Below are 21,706 nucleotides of genomic sequence, written 5' to 3'. Positions count from 1 at the left end.
GACGATTCCTCGTCACCGCTGCCCGCCCCGCATCACGCGACGAGCACCGGTGACGCCGCGGGCACGATCCGGTGAGGATCGCGCCCGCGGTCACCCCTGCTTACTGGAAGCGCTTGGCCGACGAGTTGTCCCGGGAGACGTACTCGTGCGACATCTCCTGGGTCTTCGTCGCGATCTGCTCGAGCAGCTGCTGGAGCTCGGTCAGCGACCGGGTCCACTTGCGCTGAGCCTCGTCATAGGCCTGCTGCGCCGCACCGCTCCACGAGCCGCGGAGCTTGGTGACCTCGGACTCGAGCTTGTCCAGCTCGGTGCGGATCCCGCCCGCGCCCCTGCGGATCTCGCCCGACAGCTGGGTGACGCTCTCCGGACGCACTGACATCGACTGCATGATGTTCTCCTCTAAACCTTGTGTCTCGACGCTCGTCAGCCGGCCATCATCGAGCCGAGGCCCGAAATGGTCGAACGGTGCTGCTCTTCCGTGGCCTGCTGGTCGCGCTCGGTGCCGCCCAGGGCATCCTCGAGCGTCACCAGCACCTCGTTGAGCTGGCGGGTCTTCTCGTCCCAGGTGTTCATGAGGCCCTGGAACAGACCGGCAGCCTCGCCGGACCAGTAGCTCCGGGCCTGCTCGATCTCGCCGCGCACGGTCTTGACCTGCTGGTCGATGCCCGCCTTCGCGGTGTTGACCGCCTGTGCACCCTTCTTGAGGGCGCCTTCCTCTGCGGCAATGGTGTCAGCCATAACTCACTCTCCTCCGGTCCAGTTCGGCAGAGGACTCGTGACCAGGATTCGCCCGACCTGCAGCCGGTCGATCCGGCGGCCCGTCCCCCACGAAGCAGGTTAGACGACCCCATTACCGTTGGCCAATGGGGAGTACTCCCCATCCTCAGGAGGCGGAGCACGCCTGCCCATCGGGAGCGCCCCGGGTAAAGTGAAACCGCTCATGCCCGGCACGGCGACCGGGGAAGACGAGGGGGGACTGCGTCCTATGGAACAGGGCAGCGCTGCGACAGGAGCCGTGCTCAGGCTGTCGATCGTCAGCGACGACCGGCGGCTGGACGCGGGAGTCCCGGCGCACGTGCCCCTGGTCGAGATCATCCCCGGTTTCGCCCGCAGCCTCGGAGTGCTGGATCCCACCCTCGCGCACGGCGGCTACGCGCTGCACCGCGCGGACGGCACCGCACTCGATCCCGCCCGCGGCGCACTCGCGCAGGGCGTGCACGACGGCGAGCTGCTGACCCTCGTCCGGGGCGGCCTGGTGCCGGCCCCGCGCGTCTACGACGACGTGGTCGAGGCGGTCATCGACGCGACCAGCGAGCAGCACGGGGTGTGGAGCCCCAAGGACAGCGCACGCACGGCGCTGTTCATCAGCCTGACCTTCCTCGCGCTCTGCGCGCTGCTGCTCGTCGCGAGCGGGGCGGGGGTGCTGTCCGCGGTGATCGCCGGCGGCGGCGCCCTGGTGCTGACGGCTGCGGCGGCCGTGCTGATCCGGCTCGACCAGACCGAGGCCGGTCACGCGCTCGGGCTCGCGGCCGCGGTCTTCGGCGGAGTCTGCGGATTCCTGTCGATGCCGTTCGCCCCGGTCTGGGGGTGGCCGTTCGCGGCCGCCGGCCTGGGGATGCTCGTCGTCGGCGGGGTGAGCCTCGCGGTCGCGAACGACAAGCCGGAGATCCACCTCGTGCCGATCGTCCTCGGCGGCGCGATCGGCATCACGGCCGCGGCGAGCGCCCTGAGCGGATCCGTCGTCGCGCCCTACGCGCTGATGCTCGCCCTCACCGCCACTCTCGCGAACGGCCTGCCGTGGCTCGTGCTCACCTCGACGCGGATCCGCGTGATCTCGCCGCAGAGCGACACCGAGATCTTCGGAGAGCCGGCTCCGATCGACGGCGACGACGTGAAGCGCCGCGCCGCCGCGGGAACCCGCGCACTCATCTCCCTTCGCGCCGCGCTGGGGATCGCCGCGCTCGTCGCGACTCCCCTCGTGGCCGCCCAGGGGCTTCCGGGCGCGGCGCTGTGCCTGCTCGCGTTCATCGGGATGATGTTCCAGTCGCGTCAGGTGCACGCCCGGCGCGGGGTCCTCGTGCTGATGCTGATCGGCGCCCTCGGTCTCGCCGCCACCGGTCTCACGGTCGCCCTGGCGCTGCCCGACCTGCGGCAGAGCCTGCTCGTGGTGCTGCTGGCGGCGACCATCATCCTGATCGGGCTGACGCTGATGCGGCCGAAGGCGCGGCTGCGCCTCGCCCGCGCCGCCGACACGGTCGAGGTGGTCGCGATGGCGCTCGTGCTGCCGCTCGGCGTCGTCACGGCGGGGCTGCTGTAGACGATGGCGACCAAGAAGGATCTCATCGAGGCGCAGGGCTTCAGCCGTCGACGGCTGCTCTCGGCGTTCACGTCCGGCGCGCCCGGCGGCAAGGAGCTCGAGCCGGCCAAGCCTCTGCGCGCGGTGACCGCCGGGATCGCGCTGACCGCGATGGTGCTGCTCGGCGGCCTCTTCTACGGGATGCTGCGCCCCGGTCTGCCGCAGGGCTGGCAGGATCACCGGCTCATCGTCGCCACCGACACCGGGGCGCGCTACGTGTCGGTCAAGGGCGTGCTGCACCCGGTCATCAACACCGCGAGCGCGCGCCTGCTCATCCCCGCCGGCAAGTTCTCGGTGATCAAGACGGATCGCGACACCCTGGCGAAGATCCCGATCGGCCCGTCGCTCGGGATCCTCGGGGCCCCCGACGCCCTCCCCTCGCCATCCGCGCTGCGCAACACCGGGTGGACCGCCTGCGTGGACGGCGGCGGAGCGCCGGCCGTCGCCATCGGCGGCACGGCCGATGCGGCGCCCGGCGACGCGGGCACCGTGGTGCGCCGCGGCGACGACCTGTTCGTGATCTCGGGCGGCCTGCGGCACGCGGTGCCCGCCGCGTCCGCGGACGCCGTGCTGCGCGCCGCGGGCCTCGGCACCGCCCGCATCGCGGACGTCGACGGACGCTGGCTGAACCTGTTCGCCCCGGGCAGCGACTTCGCACCTCTCGTCCTGCAGGGCGCGGGCGCCAGGATCCCGAACAGCGACCTGGTCGGCGGTGAGATCGTGCACGTGCAGGGCCGCCCCGCCGACGAGCGCTACGTCATCACCGCGGACGGCAAGGCAGCGCCGCTCACGCCGCTCGCCTACCAGCTCTACCTTCTCGGCAGCGGCGCCGACCGCGGCCAGGTCAGGGACCTTCCGCCTGCGCAGCTCGCGGCGCTTCCCACCGGGTCGAACGCGGGCGACGCCGACTGGCCGGCGAATGCGCTGACACCGCTCGCCGCCGACTCCGCCGCCTGTGCGCTGCTCGCCCAGGACGGACGCACCGTGCTCGCCTCGACGACCGCGAAGCTGCCGGACGACCGCAAGACGCCGCAGGTGAAGGTCGGAACCGGTGCGCTCGTGCAGCTCGGCGCCGGCACGACCGCGATGCACCTGCTGATCGACGGCTCGGGCACCGCCTACGCGATCGCGGGCGGGAAGGACGCGGTGCAGCGCCTCGGCTATGCCGCCGGCGACGTCGGCCGGGCGTCCGACGCCTGGGTCCAGTTCTTCCCCGCCGGCCCCGCGCTCTCCAGCGCCGCCGCCGGGCGCACTCCCTCGGCCGCGAGCGGCGGATGAGGCGCACAGCGGGTGTCCTCGGCGCGGCCGCGCTCGCCGTGGCCGGCGCCCTGATCGGGCCGGCCGCGACACCCGCGTTCGCGGCCGACGACGCCTGCCAGCCGGGGCACATCGTGTTCACGCCGAACACGCCGCCCGCCCTGGAGACCCTGAACGCTGCGGCGGCGAACCAGCGCGCGACCGGTCGCGGCATCACCGTCGCGATCGTCGACTCGGGCGTCGATGCGGCGAACCCCCATCTGGCCGGCGCCGTGACCGGGGGCATCAACCTGGTCGGCGACGGAGAGCGCGCCGACGGGCTCAGCGATCCCCTCGGCCACGGCACCGTGGTCGCCGGCGAGATCGCGGCACGGCGGGTCGCGGGATCCGGCGTCGTCGGCCTCGCCCCTGAGGCGAACCTGCTCTCGGTGCGCGTCTTCCGCAGCGACGCCGACGACGACGTGAAGAAGGGCTTCGGTCCCAGCGCGGGACGGATCGCGCAGGGGATCCGCTGGGCGGTCGATCACGGCGCGCGCGTGATCAACGTGTCGCTCAGCATGCAGCAGGATGCGCCGGAGCTGCGCGCCGCGGTCGCGTACGCCGCCGGACGGCACAGCCTGGTCGTGGCGAGCGCGGGCAACCGCGCCTCGGCGCCGGACGCGCCGGACGGAGTGCGCTTCCCCGCCGGATATCCGGACGCCCTCGGCGTCACCGCCGCGGGCGACGACGGCCTGGCCACCGACGACTCGATCCACGGACCCCAGGTCGCCGTGTCCGCCCCGGGCGGGAACGTCCTGAGCACGGCCACCGGCGCGGGCGACTGCCAGTTCGACAAGGTCCCGTCGTCCAGCTTCGCCACCGGCTACGCGAGCGGGGCGGCGGCGCTCGTCGCCCAGGCGCATCCGGACGAGCCGGTCGCCGGCTGGATCTACCGGCTCACCGCCACCGCCCTGCGTGCCGACGCCGACCGACGTGACGACCGCGACGGCTGGGGCCTCGTGCAGCCCGCCGCGGCGATCGACCTCCTTCCCGACGCCAGCATCCGCGGGCCGGCGAGTCCGTTCTCCGACACGAGCGGGAGCGCGGTGCGGCCGCAGGGGGCGCGGGTGAGCGCCGATTCCGAGGCCTCGCCGTTCCTCGCGACCCAGCAGGCCGCGGTCCTCGCCGGCGTGGCGGCGGCGGCGCTGCTGGGACTGCTGACGACGCTGCTGCTCCTGCGCCGCCGCCGGACCGAGCTGGCGGAGGCTTCGGCCACCGCCGCACCCCGCGAGGGCGGCCTGCTCGACCGCGAGAAGCCGCAGCCGTTCTGAACCGGGGCGTGCTACGCCGCGGTGTCGTGGACGATCAGCATGCCGACGTCGCCGAGCAGGATGCGCCCGTGCACGACCGCCGACGCGCCCGGCGGCAGCGCTTTCTCGGCACCGTCCTGGCCGACGATCCGCACCCCGTTCGTCGATCCCAGATCGGTCAGCCGCCAACCGCCGCCGTCGCGGTCCAGGCGGGCGTGCGTCTTCGAGAGCGTGCGGGTGACGTCCGCGATCCGCACCGTCTGATCGCCGGATCCGCCCGCGGGAGCGCGGCCGAGGACGACTCCCCTCCCGGTGAGCGGCACCCGTGATCCGTCGTCGAGCACGAGCAGCCAGCTCTCCCGGATCGGCGGCGCGTCGGTCACCGGGGCGTCGGTCGCCGGGGCGTCGCTCGCATCCCCGCCCGGAACGGCGTCGATCAGCGCGGGCTCCGGGGCCGATGTCGGGATCGCGTAGCCCGAGGCGTCGCGCGCCGGAGCGGGCCGCGGCGACGCGACGCGCGTGCGGATCCCGCCGGTCTGCGGAGCGGATCCGCTCGTCTCGGGAATCGGATCCGGGCCGATCGCGAGCAGAGTGGCCCAGAGCGGAGGGATGAGGACGGCGAGCGCGGTGAACCCGGCGCCGTGCCGGAAGCGGGCGCCGATGCGGTGCGCCGCCACGATCTTCAGGAAGAGGCCGTAGAGCTGGACCACGGGGATGAAGAAGAAGATGACGCCCCACGGCGCGACCCCGCCGCGGGCGAACAGCTCGGCCTCGTTCAGGACCGGGACCCAGCCCTTCCAGCCTTCTCCGCCGAGCCGCGGGAACAGCGCGGACAGCGCGATCGCGTACCAGATCCAGAGCCCGATCCCGATGAGGACGCAGGCGACGGCCGCGACGGCGAGCACCGCAAGCAGCGCCGGGTCGACGGGCAGTGCCATGCGGGGTCCCCCCTCCGTGTGGTCCGCTCCGTGTGGTCCGCCGTCCAGCCTAACCGGGCACGGCTGCCGCAGAGGTGCGCGCCGTAGGCTCGGAGGGTGTTCCTCGATCCTCTGCTCCGCCGCGCCGAACCGCTGCTGCTCCGCGTGGATCGCGTGGCGGGCGGACGCCATGCGCACCTCAGGATCCCCGAGACGGACCGCCTCCATCCGCGCACCGTGCGCGCCTTCCGGTGGACCTTCTGGCTGCTCTCCCTCGAGCTCGTGATCGGTCTCGCCGCGGTCGTCGTGGCGATCGTGATCGCGGCGAACGCGCACAGCATGGCCGCCGTCCCGTTCGCGGTGTGGATGCGCGCGCTGATCGTGCTCGCGATGACGGCGACGCTGTTCTACTTCGCCTGGCGCGCGGCACTCGGCTGGCGCTGGGCGTATCAGCGGCTGCGCCTGTTCGCGCAGATCTTCCCGGTGATCACCCTCGTGATGGCGGCGATCCCCGGCCTCTACCCGGCCTGGATGGTGACGGAGCAGATCGTGTTCAGCCTGATCATGATCGGCGTCGCCGACTTCCTCACCAGCGACCACATGCGATCGGCGTACCGGAAGCCGGAGCAGGAGCAGGACACGGTGACGGGAGACGACACGACCGCGCCGGCCTGATCACGCCGCCCGCCAGCAGCCCTCCAGGTGGTCGTCCACCATGCCGGCCGACTGCATGAGGGCGTACATCGTGGTGGGGCCGACGAAGCGGAACCCGCGCTTGCGCAGCGCGGCGCTCATCGCTTGGGACTCCGGGGTGACCGCGGGGACCTCCCCCATCGCCCGGGGCCTGGCGCCGCGGCGCGCGGCCGGCGCGAACGACCACATCAGCGCGTCGAGCTCGCCCTCCGCCATCTCGCGCACGATCCGGGCGTTGCCGATCGTGGCCTCGATCTTGGCCCTGTTCCGGATGATCCCAGGGTCCGCCATGAGCCGGGCGATGTCGTCGTCGCCGAAGTCGCCGACCAGGGCCGGGTCGAACCCGGCGAAAACCTCACGGAACCGCGGCCGCTTGCGCAGGATCGTGATCCAGCTGAGGCCCGCCTGGAAGCCCTCGAGCGCCATCTTCTCGAACAGCGCGCGGTCGCCGTGCAGCGGACGACCCCACTCCTCGTCGTGATAGCGGCGGTATTCCGGATCGTCACCGGCCCACGCGCAGCGCGTGCGCTCGTCGTCGGTCGTGCTCGCAGGATCCGTCATGCATCCAGGCTAGGCGAGGTCGGGGACATCGCGGCGAGAGCGGACCTGCGGCTACCGTGGGGGAACCGGCAGATCGAGGGGGATGTCATGAGAGCTCCGGGCACCGTGGTGCGGATCGTGTGCGCGTTCACCGGAGTCGTCGTGGCTCCGATCGCCGTCGGGCTCATCTCGTCGGGCGGCGGGGCGTGGGCCATCGCGCAGATGCAGTTCAGCTACCGGCGCACAGGACTGCCCCTCGACAGGCTGATCGGGCCGACGCTGCTGATACTGCTCGGCCTGCTCCTGCTCGCCGGTGTCGTGCTCACCGGCCTGTTCAGCGCGACCGGGCTGATCGCCGCGGGCGTCGTCGGCATCCTGCCCGCGCTCGGCACCCTCGCGCCCGGCGCCGCTCTCGGCGTCTTCACCAGCCGGCTCGTGCCGATCCCGGTCATCGAACCACTCGCGCACGGCCTGCCCGCCGCGATCCTGCCGCTGCTCGGCTTCATGGGGCTGACGCTCGTCACGGTCCGCCTGCGGCCGCCGAGGGAGAGCGCGGCGACCGCGCTGCTCGGCGCGGTGACCGCGCTGCTGGCACTGGCGCTCGGCGGCGTGCTGCTGATGTGGGGCGTGCAGCTCGGCATCAGCCGCGCCTTCACGAACTTCGACACGCGCTTCCACCCCCTTCCGGCAGCGCTGGTGCTGCTCGCCCTGGTGCTGATCGGCGTCGGCGTCGGCGCGAGCCGGTGGTCGTGGTTCGCCCTCGTGCTGCCTGCCATGGTCCTGCTCGTGCTCAGCCTGATCAACGTGCTGTCGTTCGCGCTCTACGCCGCCGGACCCCGCGACATCGCCCAGCCGACCGGCACGTTCCTGATCCTCGGCGGCGGCGTCGCGGTCGCCGTGGCCGAGCTGGCCTTCACCGCCGTGCTGCTCGTGCTCCGCGCGAGGACCCGGCGGATCGGCCCGACGACGGCAGCCGGTCCAGGACTCGCAGCCAACGCCGTCCCGGGAGCGCATCCGGCGGGCATGGGCTATCCGGCGGCGCCCCCGCAGACCGGTCTCACGGGGGCGCAGCCGAGCGCGCCGCCGCCTCCGGCTCCGCCCGCTCCCCCGGCGACCTGAGTCGCGCTCACGCCGGCAGGTATCGCTCCAGCGTGGCGAGCCGCGGCTGCGATCGCGGATCCGCGACCGCCGCCGCACCGACGGCGCACGCGGCGGCGAGCGCCCGATCGGCCGGGATCCCGGAGGCGAGGCCGACCGTGAGCGCAGCGCAGAACGCGTCGCCCGCGCCGACTGTGTTGGCCACCTCGATCTTCACCGCCGGCGCCGCGGCGACCTCGATGCCACCCTCGAACAGCTTCGCGCCGTCGGCCCCGTATGTGACCGCGACGCGACGCGCGGCGCGCAGAGCCGGCAGGAGCGCGTACTCGGTCTCGTTCACGATGATGAGGTCGGCCCGTTCGACGACGGCCTCCGGCAGCTCGCGGGCAGGGGCGGCGTTGATCGCGAGGTAGCCCCGCACCCGTCGTGCCAGCTCTGCCACGACGTCCATCCGGATCTCGAGCTGAGCGAGCACGGCCTCCTCAGCCGCGAACTCCACACCGTCCAGGCTGACCTCTGCGTTGGCGCCCTCGCACACCGCGATCTGGTTCTCCCCTGCGGCGTCGACCACGATGAGCGCGACCCCGGTCGCCTCGTGCCCGGTGCGCACGTCCGCGACGTCCACGCCCACCGCCTCGAGCTCTGCGCGCATCCAGGACCCGTCGAGGTCGGCACCGGTGGCGCCGATCATGCGCACCCGAGCCCCCAGCCGTGACGCGGCCACCGCCTGGTTCGCCCCCTTGCCACCCGCCTCGCGGACGAGACGCCCTCCGCCGATCGTCTCCCCCGGTTCGGGGAGCCGCTCGGTGCGCGCCGTGAGATCGACGTTGATGCTGCCGACGACGGCCAGCGCCAGGGGTGTGGTCATGAGGTCTCCTGAGCGGCGGAAGGATCCGGAGCTCTCTGCTGCGCTCAGAGCTGGCGGGCCTTCTTCAGCGCCTTCTCGTCGACCGGGGCGTCGCCGGAGGCGTGCAGCTCCGCGTAGTAGGAGCGGGCCTCGTCCTGCCGGATCTGCTCGGCACCGGACGCGAGGGGTGCGCGCACGTGCTCCGGCTCGTAGCCGAACGCGTTCACGAGGTCGAGCGCGTGCGGGCGCAGCCGGGCGCAGAGCCGGTCGATGTAGCGCGAGACCGAGGCGGCGCGCTGCGCGGAGAGGCGGCCGTTGATGAGGTACCAGGAGAGGTGCTTCTCGATGAGCTGCAGCCCGAACAGGTCGCGCAGCCACCGGAGCACGATGCGGCTGCCCTCGTCCTCGGTGCGGGCGACGGCGTCGGTGAACGCCTCCCACTGCAGCAGCTCGGCGTGCGCGCGGGCCGCCTCGATGAGCTCGGTCTGGTTCTCGTTGAACAGGCGGGCGCCGAGCTCCTTGTCCTTGCCGCCGGCGCGCAGACGGCCGGCGATGTCGGCCACCATCTGCTGCACCCGGTCGGTGAGCAGCTCCTGCTGCTGCTCGGCGCGCAGGCCGTTCTCGACCGAGCGGGCGATGGATCCGAAGTCCGCGACCGACTGGCCGAACTGGCGCAGACCCGCGCCGTGGAACACCTTGCCCGCGGTCTGCCCGACCGCGTACTTCGCCAGCGCGGCGGCGTCCTTGCCCTTGAACTGCTTGGCGAAGTCGGTGAGCAGGCGCTTGCCGACGAGCTGCAGCAGCACGTTGTTGTCGCCCTCGAACGTGACATAGATGTCGAGGTCGGCTCTCAGGCCGACGAAGCGGTTCTCGAACATGAAGCCCGCACCGCCGCACGCCTCTCGGCACTCCTGGAGGGTGTCCAGCGCGTGCCAGGTGGACAGCGGCTTGAGCGCGGCGGCGAGCGTCTCCAGGTCTTCGCGATCCTGCGGGGTGTCGGTGCGGCCGGAGAAGACGCCGTCGAACTTCTGCAGGAACTCGTCGTGCGCGAACAGCTGCGCGTACGTGGTCGCGAGCCGCGGCAGCAGCCGGCGCTGATGCTTGCCGTAGTCGAGCAGGGTCGTCTCGGATCCGTCGACGCCGGTGAACTGGCGGCGCTGCGTCGCGTACGTGATCGCGATCTGCAGCCCGAGCGCGGAGGCCCAGGAGGCGGCGCCGTCGAGCGAGACGCGGCCCTGCACGAGGGTGCCGAGCATCGTGAAGAAGCGGCGGCCGGGGCTGTCGATCGCGCTCGTGTAGGTGCCGTCGGCGGCGACGTCGCCGTAGCGGTTCAGCAGGTTGGTGCGCGGGATCCGCACGTGGTCGAAGCTGAGCCGGCCGTTGTCGATGCCGTTCAGCCCGCCCTTGAGCCCGTCGTCCTCGCGGCCGATGCCCGGCAGATCCTGCCCGTCCTCGCCCCGCAGCGGCACGTAGAAGCAGTGCACGCCGTGGTTGACGCCATTCGTGATGAGCTGGGCGAACACCGTCGCCGCGACGCCGTGCAGGGCCGCGTTGCCGAGGAACTCCTTCGTCGCCGCCCGGAACGGCGTGTTGATGACGAACTGCTCGGTCGCGGGGTCGTAGGTCGCGGTGGTCCCGATCGAGGCGACGTCCGAGCCGTGCCCGATCTCGGTCATCGCGAACGCGCCGGGGATCTCCAGGCTCATGATGCCGGGCAGCCATGTGTCGTGGTGCTCGGCGGTGCCGAGCTGCAGCACGGCCGAGCCGAACAGGCCCCATTGCACGCCCGATTTGATCTGCAGGCTGGGGTCGGCCACGACGAGCTCCTCGAAGCCCGCGATGTTGCCGCCGTTGTTCTCCTCGCCGCCGAACCGCTTCGGGAACGCACGGTGCACGGCGTGGTTCTCGACGAGGAGGTGCAGCTGGCTGAGCACGCGCTCGCGGTGCTCGTCCTTGCCGAGGGAGTCGTCCCGCCAGAACGCCGGATCCTTGATCATCTCCCGCGCCTCGCGACGGGTGTCCGCCCAGGTGCCGAGCAGCAGGTCGCCGACCGCGCCGACGTCGACGCGAGGGATGGCGCCGGTGGACCGGGGGCTGTCGTGCTGCGAGCTGCGGGAGCGAAGGGCGACGTCGACCATGAGGATCCTCTCGAGAGGTTTCTGGGATGCCTTCATGGTAGGTCTGGCACAACGTGAGGCGAAGGCGGCTGTAGAGCTCGTCCAACTCGCCGTGGCCCTGCGGCCGGACGGCATTGTGCTGAAGCCACAGCGACGGCTTCAGCGGATCAGTCGGTACCCGCGCACCGGGTCGAAGCCGTGGATCTCCCTGGTGTCCAGCGCCGCCATGAAGTCGAGCACCTCGGCGGTGACGATCTGGCCGGGCACGAGCACGGGGAACCCGGGCGGGTACGGCGTCACGAATCCGGCCGACACCGGACGCTCGCCGCTCGCGACGCGGTCGCGCAGCACCTGCGGCGTCGCGTACTCGATCAGCTGCCGACGCTGCCCGTCGTAGAACGCCGCACGCAGGTCGCCGTCCGGGAGCCCTGATCCGGCCGCGTATGCCGGAGCGAACGCACTGAAGTCGGGCAGCGGCGGCACGCCCGGCCCCTCCTCGATCGGCGGGCGCTCACCCGAGGCCCGCTCGCGTTCGAAGCGCTGGGCCAGCTTGACCAGCACCTCGACGAGGTACGCGATCGCACTGCGCGAGGTGCCGATGTTCGTCATGAACAGCACCGTGTTGCGGCTGGTCTTGTTGACCTGGATCCCGTACTCGTCCATCAGATGGGTGTGCTTGAAGGTGTCGCCGTCGACGCCTGTGCGCGTGATCTCGATCGTGACGCGGCTCGGGTCGATCACGAACTCGTCCTGCTCCCAGGCCTGCCACATCTCGGCGAACCCGTCGCGCAGCGGCATCGGACGCCATGTCCGCCGGTACTGCTGCGGGATCAGATCGCGCGCGCTGAGCACGCGGAAGGTGCGCCGCAGCAGCGGATGCCGCGCCACCGATCGGGCGAGACTCGTCGCGAGGTCGAGCTGACGCTGCACGAGCTCGAAGCCCTCGAGCTCGACCTGACGTCGGCCCAGGTCGAGCGAGGCGAGGATCTGATAGTTCGGCGACGTCGAGGTGTGCGTCATGAACGCCTCGTGGAAGGCGTACTCGGCCTCGAGCGCCCAGTCCTGGTCGTAGACGTGGATCATGGATCCCTGCCGCAGCGCGGTCAGCGTCTTGTGCGTGGACTGCGTGGCGTAGACGCGGATCCGGGCGTCGGGCGGCGGGATCAGCTGCTCGCTCATCCAGGCGTCGTCGTCGCGAGGCTCGCCGGTCGCCGGATCGACCAGCCGCGTCTGCTGCTCACGGTGGGCGGCGGCGTGCTCCGCGGAGCGCAGCCGCTCCGCCAGGCGCTTCGCCGCCGCCATCGCGGTGCGCTGGCGGGTGATCGGATGGAACGCGGCGAACGCGAACCACGCCTCGTCCCAGAGGAACACCAGGTCGGGCTTGATCGCGAGGCACTCCGCCATCACCCTGGCCGGGTCGTAGACGATGCCGTCGAACGTGCAGTTGGTGAGCGTGATCAGGTGCACCTCGTGCAACCTGCCCGCGGCGCGGTAGTCGAGCAGCACCCGCTTGATGCGGTCGATCGGGACGGCGCCGTAGAAGGCGAAGTCGTTCAGCGGGTAGGCCTCGAGGTAGGCGGTCCGTCCGCCGGTGAGCATGAGCGCGTGGTGGTGCGACTTGTGGCAGTTGCGGTCCACCAGCACGACGTCGTCCGGTTCGACGAGCGCCTGATGCACGATCTTGTTGGCCGTGGAGGTGCCGTTCGTGACCAGGAAGGTGCGCTGCGCGCCGAAGGCCCGCGCGGCCAGATCCTGCGCCTTCTTGATCGCCCCCGTCGGGGCGAGCAGCGAGTCGAGGCCGCCCGAGGTGGCGGAGGTCTCGGCGAGCAGCAGATTCATGCCGTAGAAGTCGGCGAGATCCCGGATCCACTTCGAGCTGACGACGGATCCGCCACGCCCCACCGGAAGCGCGTGGAAGACTCCGACCGGCCGCCGGGCGTGGTTCTGGATCGCGTCGAAGAACGGCGTGTCGTAGAGGTGCGAGACCCGGCGCAGCAGGGACAGGTGCAGCTCGAGCTGGTCTTCGCGGCGGAACACCCGGCGGAACCGGTGCGTCAGCGCGCCCGCAAGATCCTCGATGTGCGCACCCGCGACCAGGTACAGGTCCACTTCGGGCCGCAGCGCATGCAGCGTGTCGGCGAGGCGCAGCACCCGCTGCACCGACGGGATCGAGCTGCGCGCGGCGGCCGGTGCTGCGGCCGCCTGGGCGTGGGCGAGCTCGATCGTCGCGCGCAGGTCGGGACTCAGCGACTGCCGGCTGCGGTCGCTGAAACCCGGACGGACGATGCAGGCCAGGATGCCGGGGTTCGTGAGCAGCGCCGCGATCGCGTCGTCGGCCGAGGGCACGATCACGAGGTCGTAGATGAAGTCGTCGGCGCCGGTGCGCAGCCGTCGCATCTCGGCGTGCACCCCATCGCGGTCCGCCTCGGTGGTCTCATCGACCAGCAGCACCTCGAACCGCGTCCGGGTGTCGTGGTCGTCCTGCTGTTCGGCCAGCTCGACCTCGTCCGCCGTCGGCTCGGTCTCGCCCGGCACCGACGTGCGGCGCAGGCGATGCACCACCCGGCCGATGCGCTCGAGTGCTCCGGTGGGGTCGCCGTGCTCGATCAGCTTGCCGATGCGGCGCACGTAGCGCTGCCCGAATCCGGCCCAGTACAGCTCGATCGCCTCGAGCGCACGGAGGTTCCGCCGGATCTCTTCCGCGTTGGCCACGGCGTCGCGCGCGTCCCCTTCCAGGGCGAGCCGCTTGACCGCGAAGCGCAGGAACTCCCAGGCGTCGGAGCGCAGCCGCCAGGTGCTGACGGGCATGCCGGGGTCGGGTTCGAGCTGCTTCTCGGCGATGCGGATCATTCGCGGCACTCCTTCGTGCTGCTCTGCCGGGCCTGACGATCGGGACCGTGTGGACCCCCATGGTCGCACTGTCCCGGTGCCGTGGCGAGAGTGTTTCACCGGGAGCGCCCAGGCGGCCTCGATGGCGGTGCCGACCGCGGTGCTGCGGAGCGGTGTTGCGGAGCGGTCAGCCTGCGGCGGCGATGACCTCGAGCACGGCTTCCCCGTACGCCTCGCGCTTCTTCTCGCCGATGCCGCTGATCCCGACCAGGTCGTCCGGTCGGCTCGGCCGGTGCTCGGCGAGGGCGCGCAGGGTGGCGTCGCCGAAGACGACGTACGCCGGGACGCCCTGCTCGCGCGCGGTCTGCGCCCGCCACGCGCGCAGCGCCTCGAAGAGTCCGCGATCCTCCTCGGCGAGCGCATCGGCGGCGCTTCTCCTGGCCGCCCCGCCCGACCCCTTCGACACCCGGGAGATGACGTCGTGCCGCAGCCGCACCGGCGTGGTGCCGGCGAGCACGCCCGCGCTCGCCTCGCTGATCGCGAGCGTGCCGTATTCGCCCTGCGTCTGCATGAGTCCTTGCGCGAGCAGCTGCCTCACCACCGAGCGCCACTGCGCGTCGGTGAGATCGGCGCCGATCCCGTAGGTGGCGAGCTCGTCGTGCCGGAACTTGCGGATCTTCTCGGTCGAGGCGCCGCGGAGGATGTCGATGAGGTGTCCGGCGCCGAACGACTGCCGGCGCTCGCGCTGCAGCCGCACGATCGTGGAGAGCAGCTTCTGCGCGGGCACGAGTCCGTCCCAGCCCTCGGGAGGGGAGAGGCAGGTGTCGCAGTTGCCGCACGGCCCGGACGTCTGCCCGAAGTAGCCGAGCAGGTTCTGACGCCGGCAGTCCACGGTCTCGCACAGCGCGAGCATGGCGTCGAGGTGCTGATTCTGCCGCTGCTTGATCATGCGGTCGCCGTCGCCCTGCTGGATGAACCGGCGCTGCTGCACGACATCGCCCAGGCCGTAGGCCATCCAGGCGACCGAAGGCTCGCCGTCGCGACCCGCGCGGCCGGTCTCCTGGTAGTAGCCCTCGACCGACTTGGGCAGGTCGACGTGTGCGACGAAGCGCACGTCCGGCTTGTCGATCCCCATCCCGAAGGCGATCGTGGCGACGACGATCACGCCCTCGTCGCGGAGGAAGCGGGACTGGTGCGCCGCCCGCGTGGCCGCGTCGAGGCCCGCGTGGTACGGGATCGCGTCGAAGCCCTGCGCGCGCAGATACTCGGCGGTCTGCTCGACCGAGGAGCGGCTGAGCGCGTAGACGATGCCGGCGGCTCCGCGTCCGGTCGCTGAGCCCGTCGACGGGTCGGCATCCTGCTGGCTGCGGATGAACGCGACGAGCTGCGTGCGGACATCGACCTTGGGATCGATCCGGTACTGGATGTTGGGCCGGTCGAAGCTCGCGACGAAGTGCTTCGCGGCGGGCAGCTGCAGCCGCTCGGTGATCTCGCGGTGCGTCTCGCGCGTGGCGGTCGCGGTGAGCGCGATCCGCGGGACGCCGGGGAACCGCTCCGCGAGCCCGCCCAGCGCGAGGTAGTCGGGCCGGAAGTCGTGACCCCACTGCGACACGCAGTGCGCCTCGTCGATCGCGACGACGCTCAGGCAGCCGCGCTGCAGCAGCGCCAGCGTCTGCGGGTTCGAGAGACGCTCGGGCGCGACGTAGAGCAGGTCGATCTCGCCCGCGAGATAGGCGCGCTCGACCTCCGCGCGATCGGCCGACGTCTGCGTCGAATTCAGGTAGGCCGCGCTCACGCCGTTGGCACGCAGGGCGTCGACCTGGTCGTGCATGAGGGCGATGAGCGGGCTGACCACGAGGCCGGTGCCCTCGCGCACGAGCGCCGGGATCTGATAGCAGAGGCTCTTGCCGCCGCCGGTCGGCATGAGCACGACGGCGTCGCCGCCCGCCACGACGTGGTCGATGGTCTCAGCCTGGTCGCCGCGGAACGCGTCGTAGCCGTAGACCGCCTTCAGCGCCTCGAGCGGCGTCGGGAAACGGCTGGGCGCGGGCCGGCCGGCCGGTGCGGACGAGGACGGGCGCGCGGACGAGGACGGGCGCGCGGACGTGGCCGTGCCCGCCCGAACGGATGACGGCGCCGCTGTCCGCGCCGTCGCCGGCGCCGGAAAGCTGCCCTGCGGCACGGCTCCCGGCGAACCGAACCACTCGCCCTCCTCCGGCGGCGCATCCCACGGCTCGTCGAGCGGCTCGTCGGACCACGGCAGATCCGCATAGGGGTCACGCGGATCGTTCTGGGGCATGCCTCCAGCGTAACGAGCGCCGCGGACACTGAGGGCTCCCATCCACAGGCCGACCGGCCCGAGGAGCCCGCGTGGGCCACGCAGTGCAGTTCCACAGGACTATGTCGGCTCTGCAGGATCCAGGGGGCGCGGATCCTGCGTCGGGATCGCATTCGTCCTCCCGCGCCGGGCGCCGCGGATCCCGCCTCGCCACCGGCTCACGGGCATAGGTTGGACCAGAGCCCGGCCGCGCCCGGACCCGCCGGAACCGCACGACACCGCATGAAGGAGCACCATGCCCGAGATCGCCGTGACCCTGAACGAGGCGGCGTCCCGCTACGAGATCAGCAGCGACGGCGCGCTCGCGGGATTCGCCGAATTCCGCCGTCGCCCGGGCGAGATCCTGTTCACGCACACCGAGGTGGATCCCGCGTTCCAGGGCCAGGGGCTCGCCGCGAAGCTCGCCGCCGCGGCGCTTGCCGACGCCGTCGCAATCGGGGACACGATCGTGCCGTATTGCCCCTACATCGCCAACTACCTGCGCACGCACGACGTGCCGGGTGCGTCCGTACGCTTCCCCGCACTGCCCGAGGAGACGGCGTGACTCTGCACGGGTCCCGCGCCGCCGTGCTCGCGGCCCGCGAGGTCCCGCTCGGCGGCGTACGTGCGATGAATGTGCAGCGCGTGCTGCCCAGCAAGGACGTGCCCACGATCGGCGCGTGGTGCTTCCTCGACCGGTTCGGGCCCGCCGAGGTGCGCATGCGCGTGGAGCCGCATCCGCACATCGGCCTGCAGACGGTCACCTGGCCGCTGGTCGGAGAGATCCGGCACCGCGACACGATCGACAGCGACGTCGTGCTGCGACGCGGGCAGCTGAACCTGATGACCGCGGGGAACGGCATCGCGCACTCCGAGTACTCGGTCGGCGAGGACGCCGGCCCGCTCGACGCCCTGCAGCTGTGGGTCGTGCTGCCCGACGGCGCGGCGACAGGGGCCCCCGGCTTCGAGCAACACCTCGCCCTGCCTGGCCTGGCGCTGCCGGCGGAGACCGGATCCGACGCCGACGTCACGGTCGTGATGGGGTCGTACGCGGGCATCGACTCCCCCGCCACCGCGCACACGCCCATCGTCGGCGCGGAGATCCGCCTCGAACCGGGCAGCCGGGTGACGCTGCCTCTCGAGAGCGCCTGGGAGCACGGCCTGCTGCTGGTCGACGGCGACGCCCGCGTCTCGGGGACGGAGCTCGCCGAGGCCGCCCTCACCGTCGACGACGTGCTGTTCCTCGGCGACTCCCGCGACGCCGTCACGGTCTCGAGTGAGGCCGGCGCGCTGCTCTTCCTCCTCGGCGGCGAGCCCTTCGAGCAGGACCTGGTGATGTGGTGGAACTTCGCCGCCCGCAGCCACGAGGAGATCGCGCAGGCGAGAGAGGACTGGGAGGCCGGATCCGAGCGCTTCGGTCACGTCGTGGGCCACGGTGACGAGCGCGTCCCGGCGCCGCCGATCCCGCCCGTGCGTCTGATGCCGCGTCGCCGGCGGATCTGAGCGCAGGGCCAGACTCCCCGTTCGGCCGCCCGCCGCCGACGCGGCCGCGTGGGCCCCGGGTAGCGGTGATTCCCGGGTCCACTCCGCCACCCGCGCTCTTGCGGTGGTCGCGTCCGTGTCGTATCCTCACTACAGACCGAGTGGTCGGTCGGTAACTTTTCTCAATGAGGAGGACGGGCATGACCCAGAACAACACCGCCGCAGACGACTCCGCGGCGCCCCCTACGTTCGCTGCACCGACCGTCCGCGCACGGCCCCTCGTGGTCGCGACGATGATCCTCGCTCGGTTCGGGCTGATGCTTCCGCTCTTCGCGGTGCTCTCCGCCGGGCTCGTGCTGAAGCTGCAGTCGCTGCTCCCTGCGGCTCAGGTCGTTCCGAATCTCGGCATGATCACGTCGATCGGAGCCGTGGCGGCGCTGCTGTTCGACCCGGTCTTCGGGCGTATCAGCGACCGGACGATGAGCCGCTTCGGCCGCAGGCGACCGTGGCTCGTCATCGGGATGTCCGGCCTGCTGGTGACGCTCGTGGTCATCGCGATCGCCCCCACGCCGCTGGTGATCGCAGTCGCATGGATCCTGGGTCAGATCTCGGTGAATGCGGCGATCGCCGCGCACACCGCGTCGGTCGCCGACCAGCTGCCTCCGGTGCAGCGCGGCAAGGTCAGCGGAGCCATCGGGGTGGCACAGCAGGCGGCCTCGCTGGGTGCCGCCTACGCCGCGCAGATGTTCACGGCGCAGATCCTTCTCCTCCTGCTGATCCCCGGCATCATCGGCCTCGTCCTCGTGCTGATCTACGCGATCGTGCTCCCGGACCAGCCTCGCCCGTACCCGGCACGATCGGACGCAGGAGTGCTCACGGTGCTCAAGACGTTCTGGGTGAACCCGATCAAGAACCCCGACTTCGGTCTCGCCTGGTGGTCGCGATTCCTGGTCGTGCTGGCCAACTTCATGTTCGTCACGTTCCGGCTGCTGTGGATCCAGCATGAGCTGCGGCTCACCCCGGGGCAGGCCACGCAGATCATGGCGACCGGCGTACTCTGCTTCACGATCGCGCTCGTGGTCGCCGGCCAGGTGGCCGGTTGGCTCTCGGACAAGCTCGGTCGGCGCAAGGTCTTCATCATCGGCTCTGCGGTTCTGTTCGCCGCCGGAACCCTCGTACTCACCCAGGCCGCGACGCCGGCGATGTTCTTCGTCGCCGAGACCGTGATCGGCGTGGGATTCGGTGTCTACGTCTCCGTCGACCTCGCGCTCGTGCTCGACGTGCTGCCGGATCCGGAGGAGACCGCGAAGGATCTCGGCGTCTTCAACATCGCCATGGCGGGCCCGCAGGTCATCGCCCCGGGACTCGCAGCCTGGATCATCGGCCTCACAGGTTCGAACTACGACGCCATGCTGATGACGGCGGCGGTGATCGCGCTCGCGGGAGCGGCGCTGATCATCCCGGTGCGGAAGGTGAGATGAGACGATGACGGGCCAGCACACCGCAGGAGCGTCCGTGAGGGACATGAACCCGAACGCCGAGGACGAGGAGCTCATCGAACAGGCCATGTCGGCACTCTCCCTCCCGGAGAAGGTGAGACTGCTGTCCGGTGCCGACAGCTTCTCGCTGCACGGCGAGCCGGAGATCGGGCTCGAACCGGTCGTCCTCTCCGATGGCCCGACCGGCGTGCGCGGGCCTGTCGTGGTCGGCGGTCGAGAGAGCTGCCTGCTGCCGAATGCGAGCCTGCTCGCGCAGACCTGGAGCGCCGGCGCGCTCGCCGAGGCCGCCGCCATCCTCGCCGATGAGGCCGAGGCGCAGCAGACCCACGTCGTGCTCGGCCCGACCATCAATCTGCACCGCTCCCCCCTCGGCGGCCGGCTGTTCGAGGCCTTCAGCGAAGATCCGCTGCTCACCGGTCACCTCGCCGCGGCGTACACGAACGCACTGCAGCGCCGCGGCATCGCCGCGAGCGTCAAGCACTTCATCGGGAACGAGTCGGAGACGGAGCGCACCTCGGTGAACGTCTCCATGACCGAGAAGACGCTGCGCGAGGTCTACCTCGCGCCCTTCGAGATCGCGATCCAGGACGCGGACCCCTGGACCCTGATGGCCGCATACAACGACATCAACGGCGTGCCCTCGACCGAGCAGCATGCTCTCCTCACCGACGTGCTGAAGACCGAGTGGGGCTACGACGGCGTGATCGTGTCGGATTGGTACGCGACCACGTCCTCGGCGGGCAGCGCCGTTGCCGGTCTCGACCTCGTGATGCCGGGTCCGGTGACCCCGTGGAGCGAGCAGCTCGTCGACGACGTGCGCTCCGGCGCTGTGCCGGAGACCGTCGTCGACGATCACCTCCGGCGTCTGCTGCGGCTTGCCCGCCGCGTCGGCGCGTTGGGCGAGACCCGCAGCTGGGCGACCGACATCCCTTCCCCGGCCGGCGCTCTGCGGCGGGAGCAGCTGACCTCCCTGGCGGCGAGGGGGATGGTGGTGCTGAAGAACCAGGACGGCCTCCTTCCGCTGCCCGCAGAAGAATCCGTCGCACTGATCGGCCGTCACGCGGTGGACACGATCGCCCAGGGCGGCGGCTCCGCCCAAGTGCGCCCACCGCACGTCGTCTCGGTCGCGGAGGGGATCCGGCGCCGCACAGCGAACGTCGTCGTCGTCGACGGCGTCGAGACGAGGAAGACGCTTCCGGCGGCACGCCCCTCGCTGGTGCGCGATCCGGAGACCGGCTCACGCGGAGTGCGTGCGCGAGTGCTCGACGCCGCGGGGCGCGTACTGCACAGCCGACACCTCGACGTCGCCGAGCTCGAGGACAGCCAGACCGGTTGGCTGGAGGGCGCCGAGCGGATCGAGTTCTCCGCCCTCCTCGACGTGCCCCTCGGCGGCCCGGTACAGCTCGGCACGCGCGGCCCAGGAAACTGGCGGATCGTCACCGACGGCTTCGAGGACGAGTACCGCATCGACTACCACCCCGGGCCGGGCGGCGGATTCTTCCGCCCCGCCAGCCATGCCTCCACGGTCATGGTCCAGCCGGGCCAGCAGGTCACGGCGAGCGTCGGCCGCGAGGCGATCCCCCGGATTCTCGGTCTGGTCGTGGGCGAGGCTGCGCGCTCGTCCGCCTCGGCCATCGCGGAAGCGGCGGCCGAGGCGACCGGAAAGACGGCGATCGTCGTGGTCGGGCTGACGACCGACCAGGAGACCGAAGGGCAGGACAAGACCACGCTGGCGCTGCCAGGAGACCAGGACGCCCTCGTCGCGGCCGTCGCCGCCAGCGCCGACCGCACTGTGGTCGTCGTCAATGCGGCCTCGCCCGTGCTGATGCCGTGGATCGACCAGGTCGATGCGGTGCTGTTCGCCGGGCTGCCCGGCCAAGAGGCGGGTGACGCGATCGCGGCGGCGCTGTTCGGCGAGGTCGCCCCGGAAGGACGACTCGTCACCACCTTCCCTCGACGCAACCGCCAGGGACCGGCATGGACCACCGCTCCGAGGGCCGGCATGCTCACCTACGATGAGGGCGTCTTCCTCGGCTATCGCGGCTGGGACCAGCGCGCCGAGGAGCCGGCGTTCTGGTTCGGACACGGCCTGGGCTACACGACATGGGAGTACGTCTCGCCGGAGATCGTGCCGGCACCCGATCACCTGCTGGCCGGCGTCCGCCTCACTGTGCGCAACACCGGACAGCACAGCGGCACCGAGACGGTGCAGGCGTATTTCCGTCCGCGCCGGGCAGAGGAGCCGATCCGGCTGATCGGCTGGGCACAGGTCACCCTCGAGCCGGGCATGTCGGCGAGCGTGACAGTGCCGTGCGACCGACGGCTGCTGCGCCGATGGGACGAGCAGGAGAGCGGGTGGCGACCGGTCGGCACCGGATCCCTGATCCTCGCCCGAGGCCTGGGCGACGTCCGCGTTACGATTCCCGTAGAGGTCGCCCGGGACGAGAACGGCGCCGGCCGCTGAC

General features: G+C 71.7%; 17 protein-coding genes. 9 read left to right on the top strand and 8 right to left on the bottom strand.

The genetic code is table 11. From position 1 onward, the window contains the following. Nucleotides 1-100: 100 nt before the first annotated feature. Together ACTJJZ_RS10960 and ACTJJZ_RS10955 are read right to left on the bottom strand one after the other, a co-directional pair. Entirely contained in the window at nucleotides 101-388 is a 288-nt protein-coding gene (locus ACTJJZ_RS10960) for a WXG100 family type VII secretion target (RefSeq protein WP_440721217.1), read from the bottom strand. A 35-nt stretch (nucleotides 389-423) separates the two neighbouring features. Further along, nucleotides 424-738, bottom strand: a complete 315-nt coding sequence (locus ACTJJZ_RS10955; RefSeq protein ID WP_440721216.1) for a WXG100 family type VII secretion target — start codon at nucleotides 736-738, stop codon at nucleotides 424-426. A 247-nt stretch (nucleotides 739-985) separates the two neighbouring features. Between ACTJJZ_RS10955 and eccD the strand changes: the two genes are divergently transcribed. The 3 genes from eccD to ACTJJZ_RS10940 are packed head-to-tail and all read left to right on the top strand — an operon-like array spanning nucleotide 986 to nucleotide 4,923. After that, nucleotides 986-2,317, top strand: a complete 1,332-nt coding sequence (gene eccD, locus ACTJJZ_RS10950) for a type VII secretion integral membrane protein EccD (protein ID WP_440721215.1) — start codon at nucleotides 986-988, stop codon at nucleotides 2,315-2,317. Nucleotides 2,318-2,320: 3 nt separating this feature from the next. Beyond that, entirely contained in the window at nucleotides 2,321-3,634 is a 1,314-nt protein-coding gene (gene eccB, locus ACTJJZ_RS10945) for a type VII secretion protein EccB (RefSeq protein ID WP_440721214.1), read from the top strand. Beyond that, complete coding sequence (locus tag ACTJJZ_RS10940; protein ID WP_440721213.1) at nucleotides 3,631-4,923, top strand: S8 family serine peptidase; 1,293 nt, start codon at nucleotides 3,631-3,633, stop codon at nucleotides 4,921-4,923. The genes eccB and ACTJJZ_RS10940 overlap by 4 nt, the downstream gene beginning before the upstream one ends. A gap of 11 nt (nucleotides 4,924-4,934) precedes the next feature. Here ACTJJZ_RS10940 and ACTJJZ_RS10935 read toward each other — a convergent pair whose 3' ends face one another. Then, nucleotides 4,935-5,840 carry a DUF5684 domain-containing protein gene (locus tag ACTJJZ_RS10935; RefSeq protein WP_440721212.1) on the bottom strand — a complete coding sequence of 302 codons (906 nt, stop codon included), beginning with the start codon at nucleotides 5,838-5,840 and terminating at the stop codon, nucleotides 4,935-4,937. 96 nt (nucleotides 5,841-5,936) lie between these two features. On the opposite strand from ACTJJZ_RS10935, the gene ACTJJZ_RS10930 reads away from it, so the two are divergent. Then, nucleotides 5,937-6,494, top strand: coding sequence for a hypothetical protein (locus ACTJJZ_RS10930; protein ID WP_440721211.1), 558 nt, complete (start codon nucleotides 5,937-5,939; stop codon nucleotides 6,492-6,494). Here the strand turns inward: ACTJJZ_RS10930 and ACTJJZ_RS10925 are convergent, their stop codons facing one another. Then, nucleotides 6,495-7,073 carry a DNA-3-methyladenine glycosylase I gene (locus tag ACTJJZ_RS10925; RefSeq protein ID WP_440721210.1) on the bottom strand — a complete coding sequence of 193 codons (579 nt, stop codon included), beginning with the start codon at nucleotides 7,071-7,073 and terminating at the stop codon, nucleotides 6,495-6,497. Nucleotides 7,074-7,160: 87 nt separating this feature from the next. Here ACTJJZ_RS10925 and ACTJJZ_RS10920 point away from each other — a divergent pair, with 87 nt between their 5' ends. Further along, nucleotides 7,161-8,171, top strand: coding sequence for a hypothetical protein (locus ACTJJZ_RS10920; protein WP_440721209.1), 1,011 nt, complete (start codon nucleotides 7,161-7,163; stop codon nucleotides 8,169-8,171). Between the two features lie 7 nt (nucleotides 8,172-8,178). Here the strand turns inward: ACTJJZ_RS10920 and ACTJJZ_RS10915 are convergent, their stop codons facing one another. The 4 genes from ACTJJZ_RS10915 to recQ all read right to left on the bottom strand — a co-directional run bounded on the left by ACTJJZ_RS10915 (nucleotide 8,179) and on the right by recQ (nucleotide 16,242). Beyond that, entirely contained in the window at nucleotides 8,179-9,018 is an 840-nt protein-coding gene (locus ACTJJZ_RS10915; protein WP_440721208.1) for a ribokinase, read from the bottom strand. Between the two features lie 44 nt (nucleotides 9,019-9,062). Next, entirely contained in the window at nucleotides 9,063-11,135 is a 2,073-nt protein-coding gene (locus ACTJJZ_RS10910; RefSeq protein WP_440721207.1) for an acyl-CoA dehydrogenase family protein, read from the bottom strand. Between the two features lie 138 nt (nucleotides 11,136-11,273). Then, nucleotides 11,274-13,964 (bottom strand): aminotransferase class I/II-fold pyridoxal phosphate-dependent enzyme, encoded by a 2,691-nt coding sequence (locus ACTJJZ_RS10905; protein ID WP_440721206.1) that lies wholly within the window; start codon nucleotides 13,962-13,964, stop codon nucleotides 11,274-11,276. A 166-nt stretch (nucleotides 13,965-14,130) separates the two neighbouring features. Further along, nucleotides 14,131-16,242 (bottom strand): DNA helicase RecQ, encoded by a 2,112-nt coding sequence (gene recQ, locus ACTJJZ_RS10900; RefSeq protein ID WP_440721205.1) that lies wholly within the window; start codon nucleotides 16,240-16,242, stop codon nucleotides 14,131-14,133. A 274-nt stretch (nucleotides 16,243-16,516) separates the two neighbouring features. Here recQ and ACTJJZ_RS10895 point away from each other — a divergent pair, with 274 nt between their 5' ends. The 4 genes from ACTJJZ_RS10895 (at nucleotide 16,517) to ACTJJZ_RS10880 (ending at nucleotide 21,705) form a co-directional block, all read left to right on the top strand. After that, nucleotides 16,517-16,825 (top strand): GNAT family N-acetyltransferase, encoded by a 309-nt coding sequence (locus ACTJJZ_RS10895; RefSeq protein ID WP_440721204.1) that lies wholly within the window; start codon nucleotides 16,517-16,519, stop codon nucleotides 16,823-16,825. 2 nt (nucleotides 16,826-16,827) lie between these two features. After that, a complete protein-coding gene (locus ACTJJZ_RS10890; RefSeq protein ID WP_440721239.1) occupies nucleotides 16,828-17,763 on the top strand; it encodes a pirin family protein in 936 nt (311 codons plus the stop codon). A 179-nt stretch (nucleotides 17,764-17,942) separates the two neighbouring features. Next, complete coding sequence (locus tag ACTJJZ_RS10885) at nucleotides 17,943-19,223, top strand: MFS transporter (RefSeq protein WP_440721203.1); 1,281 nt, start codon at nucleotides 17,943-17,945, stop codon at nucleotides 19,221-19,223. A 43-nt stretch (nucleotides 19,224-19,266) separates the two neighbouring features. Further along, nucleotides 19,267-21,705: a beta-glucosidase family protein gene (locus tag ACTJJZ_RS10880; protein ID WP_440721238.1), complete on the top strand. Its 2,439-nt coding sequence runs from the start codon at nucleotides 19,267-19,269 to the stop codon at nucleotides 21,703-21,705. The last annotated feature ends 1 nt before the right edge of the window (nucleotide 21,706 follow it).

The sequence above is a fragment of the Microbacterium sp. 22242 genome (assembly GCF_052045495.1).
GTDB lineage: Bacteria > Actinomycetota > Actinomycetes > Actinomycetales > Microbacteriaceae > Microbacterium.
The sequence above is the reverse complement of the archived record's forward strand: the minus strand, read 5'-3'. Positions and strand labels throughout refer to the sequence as shown.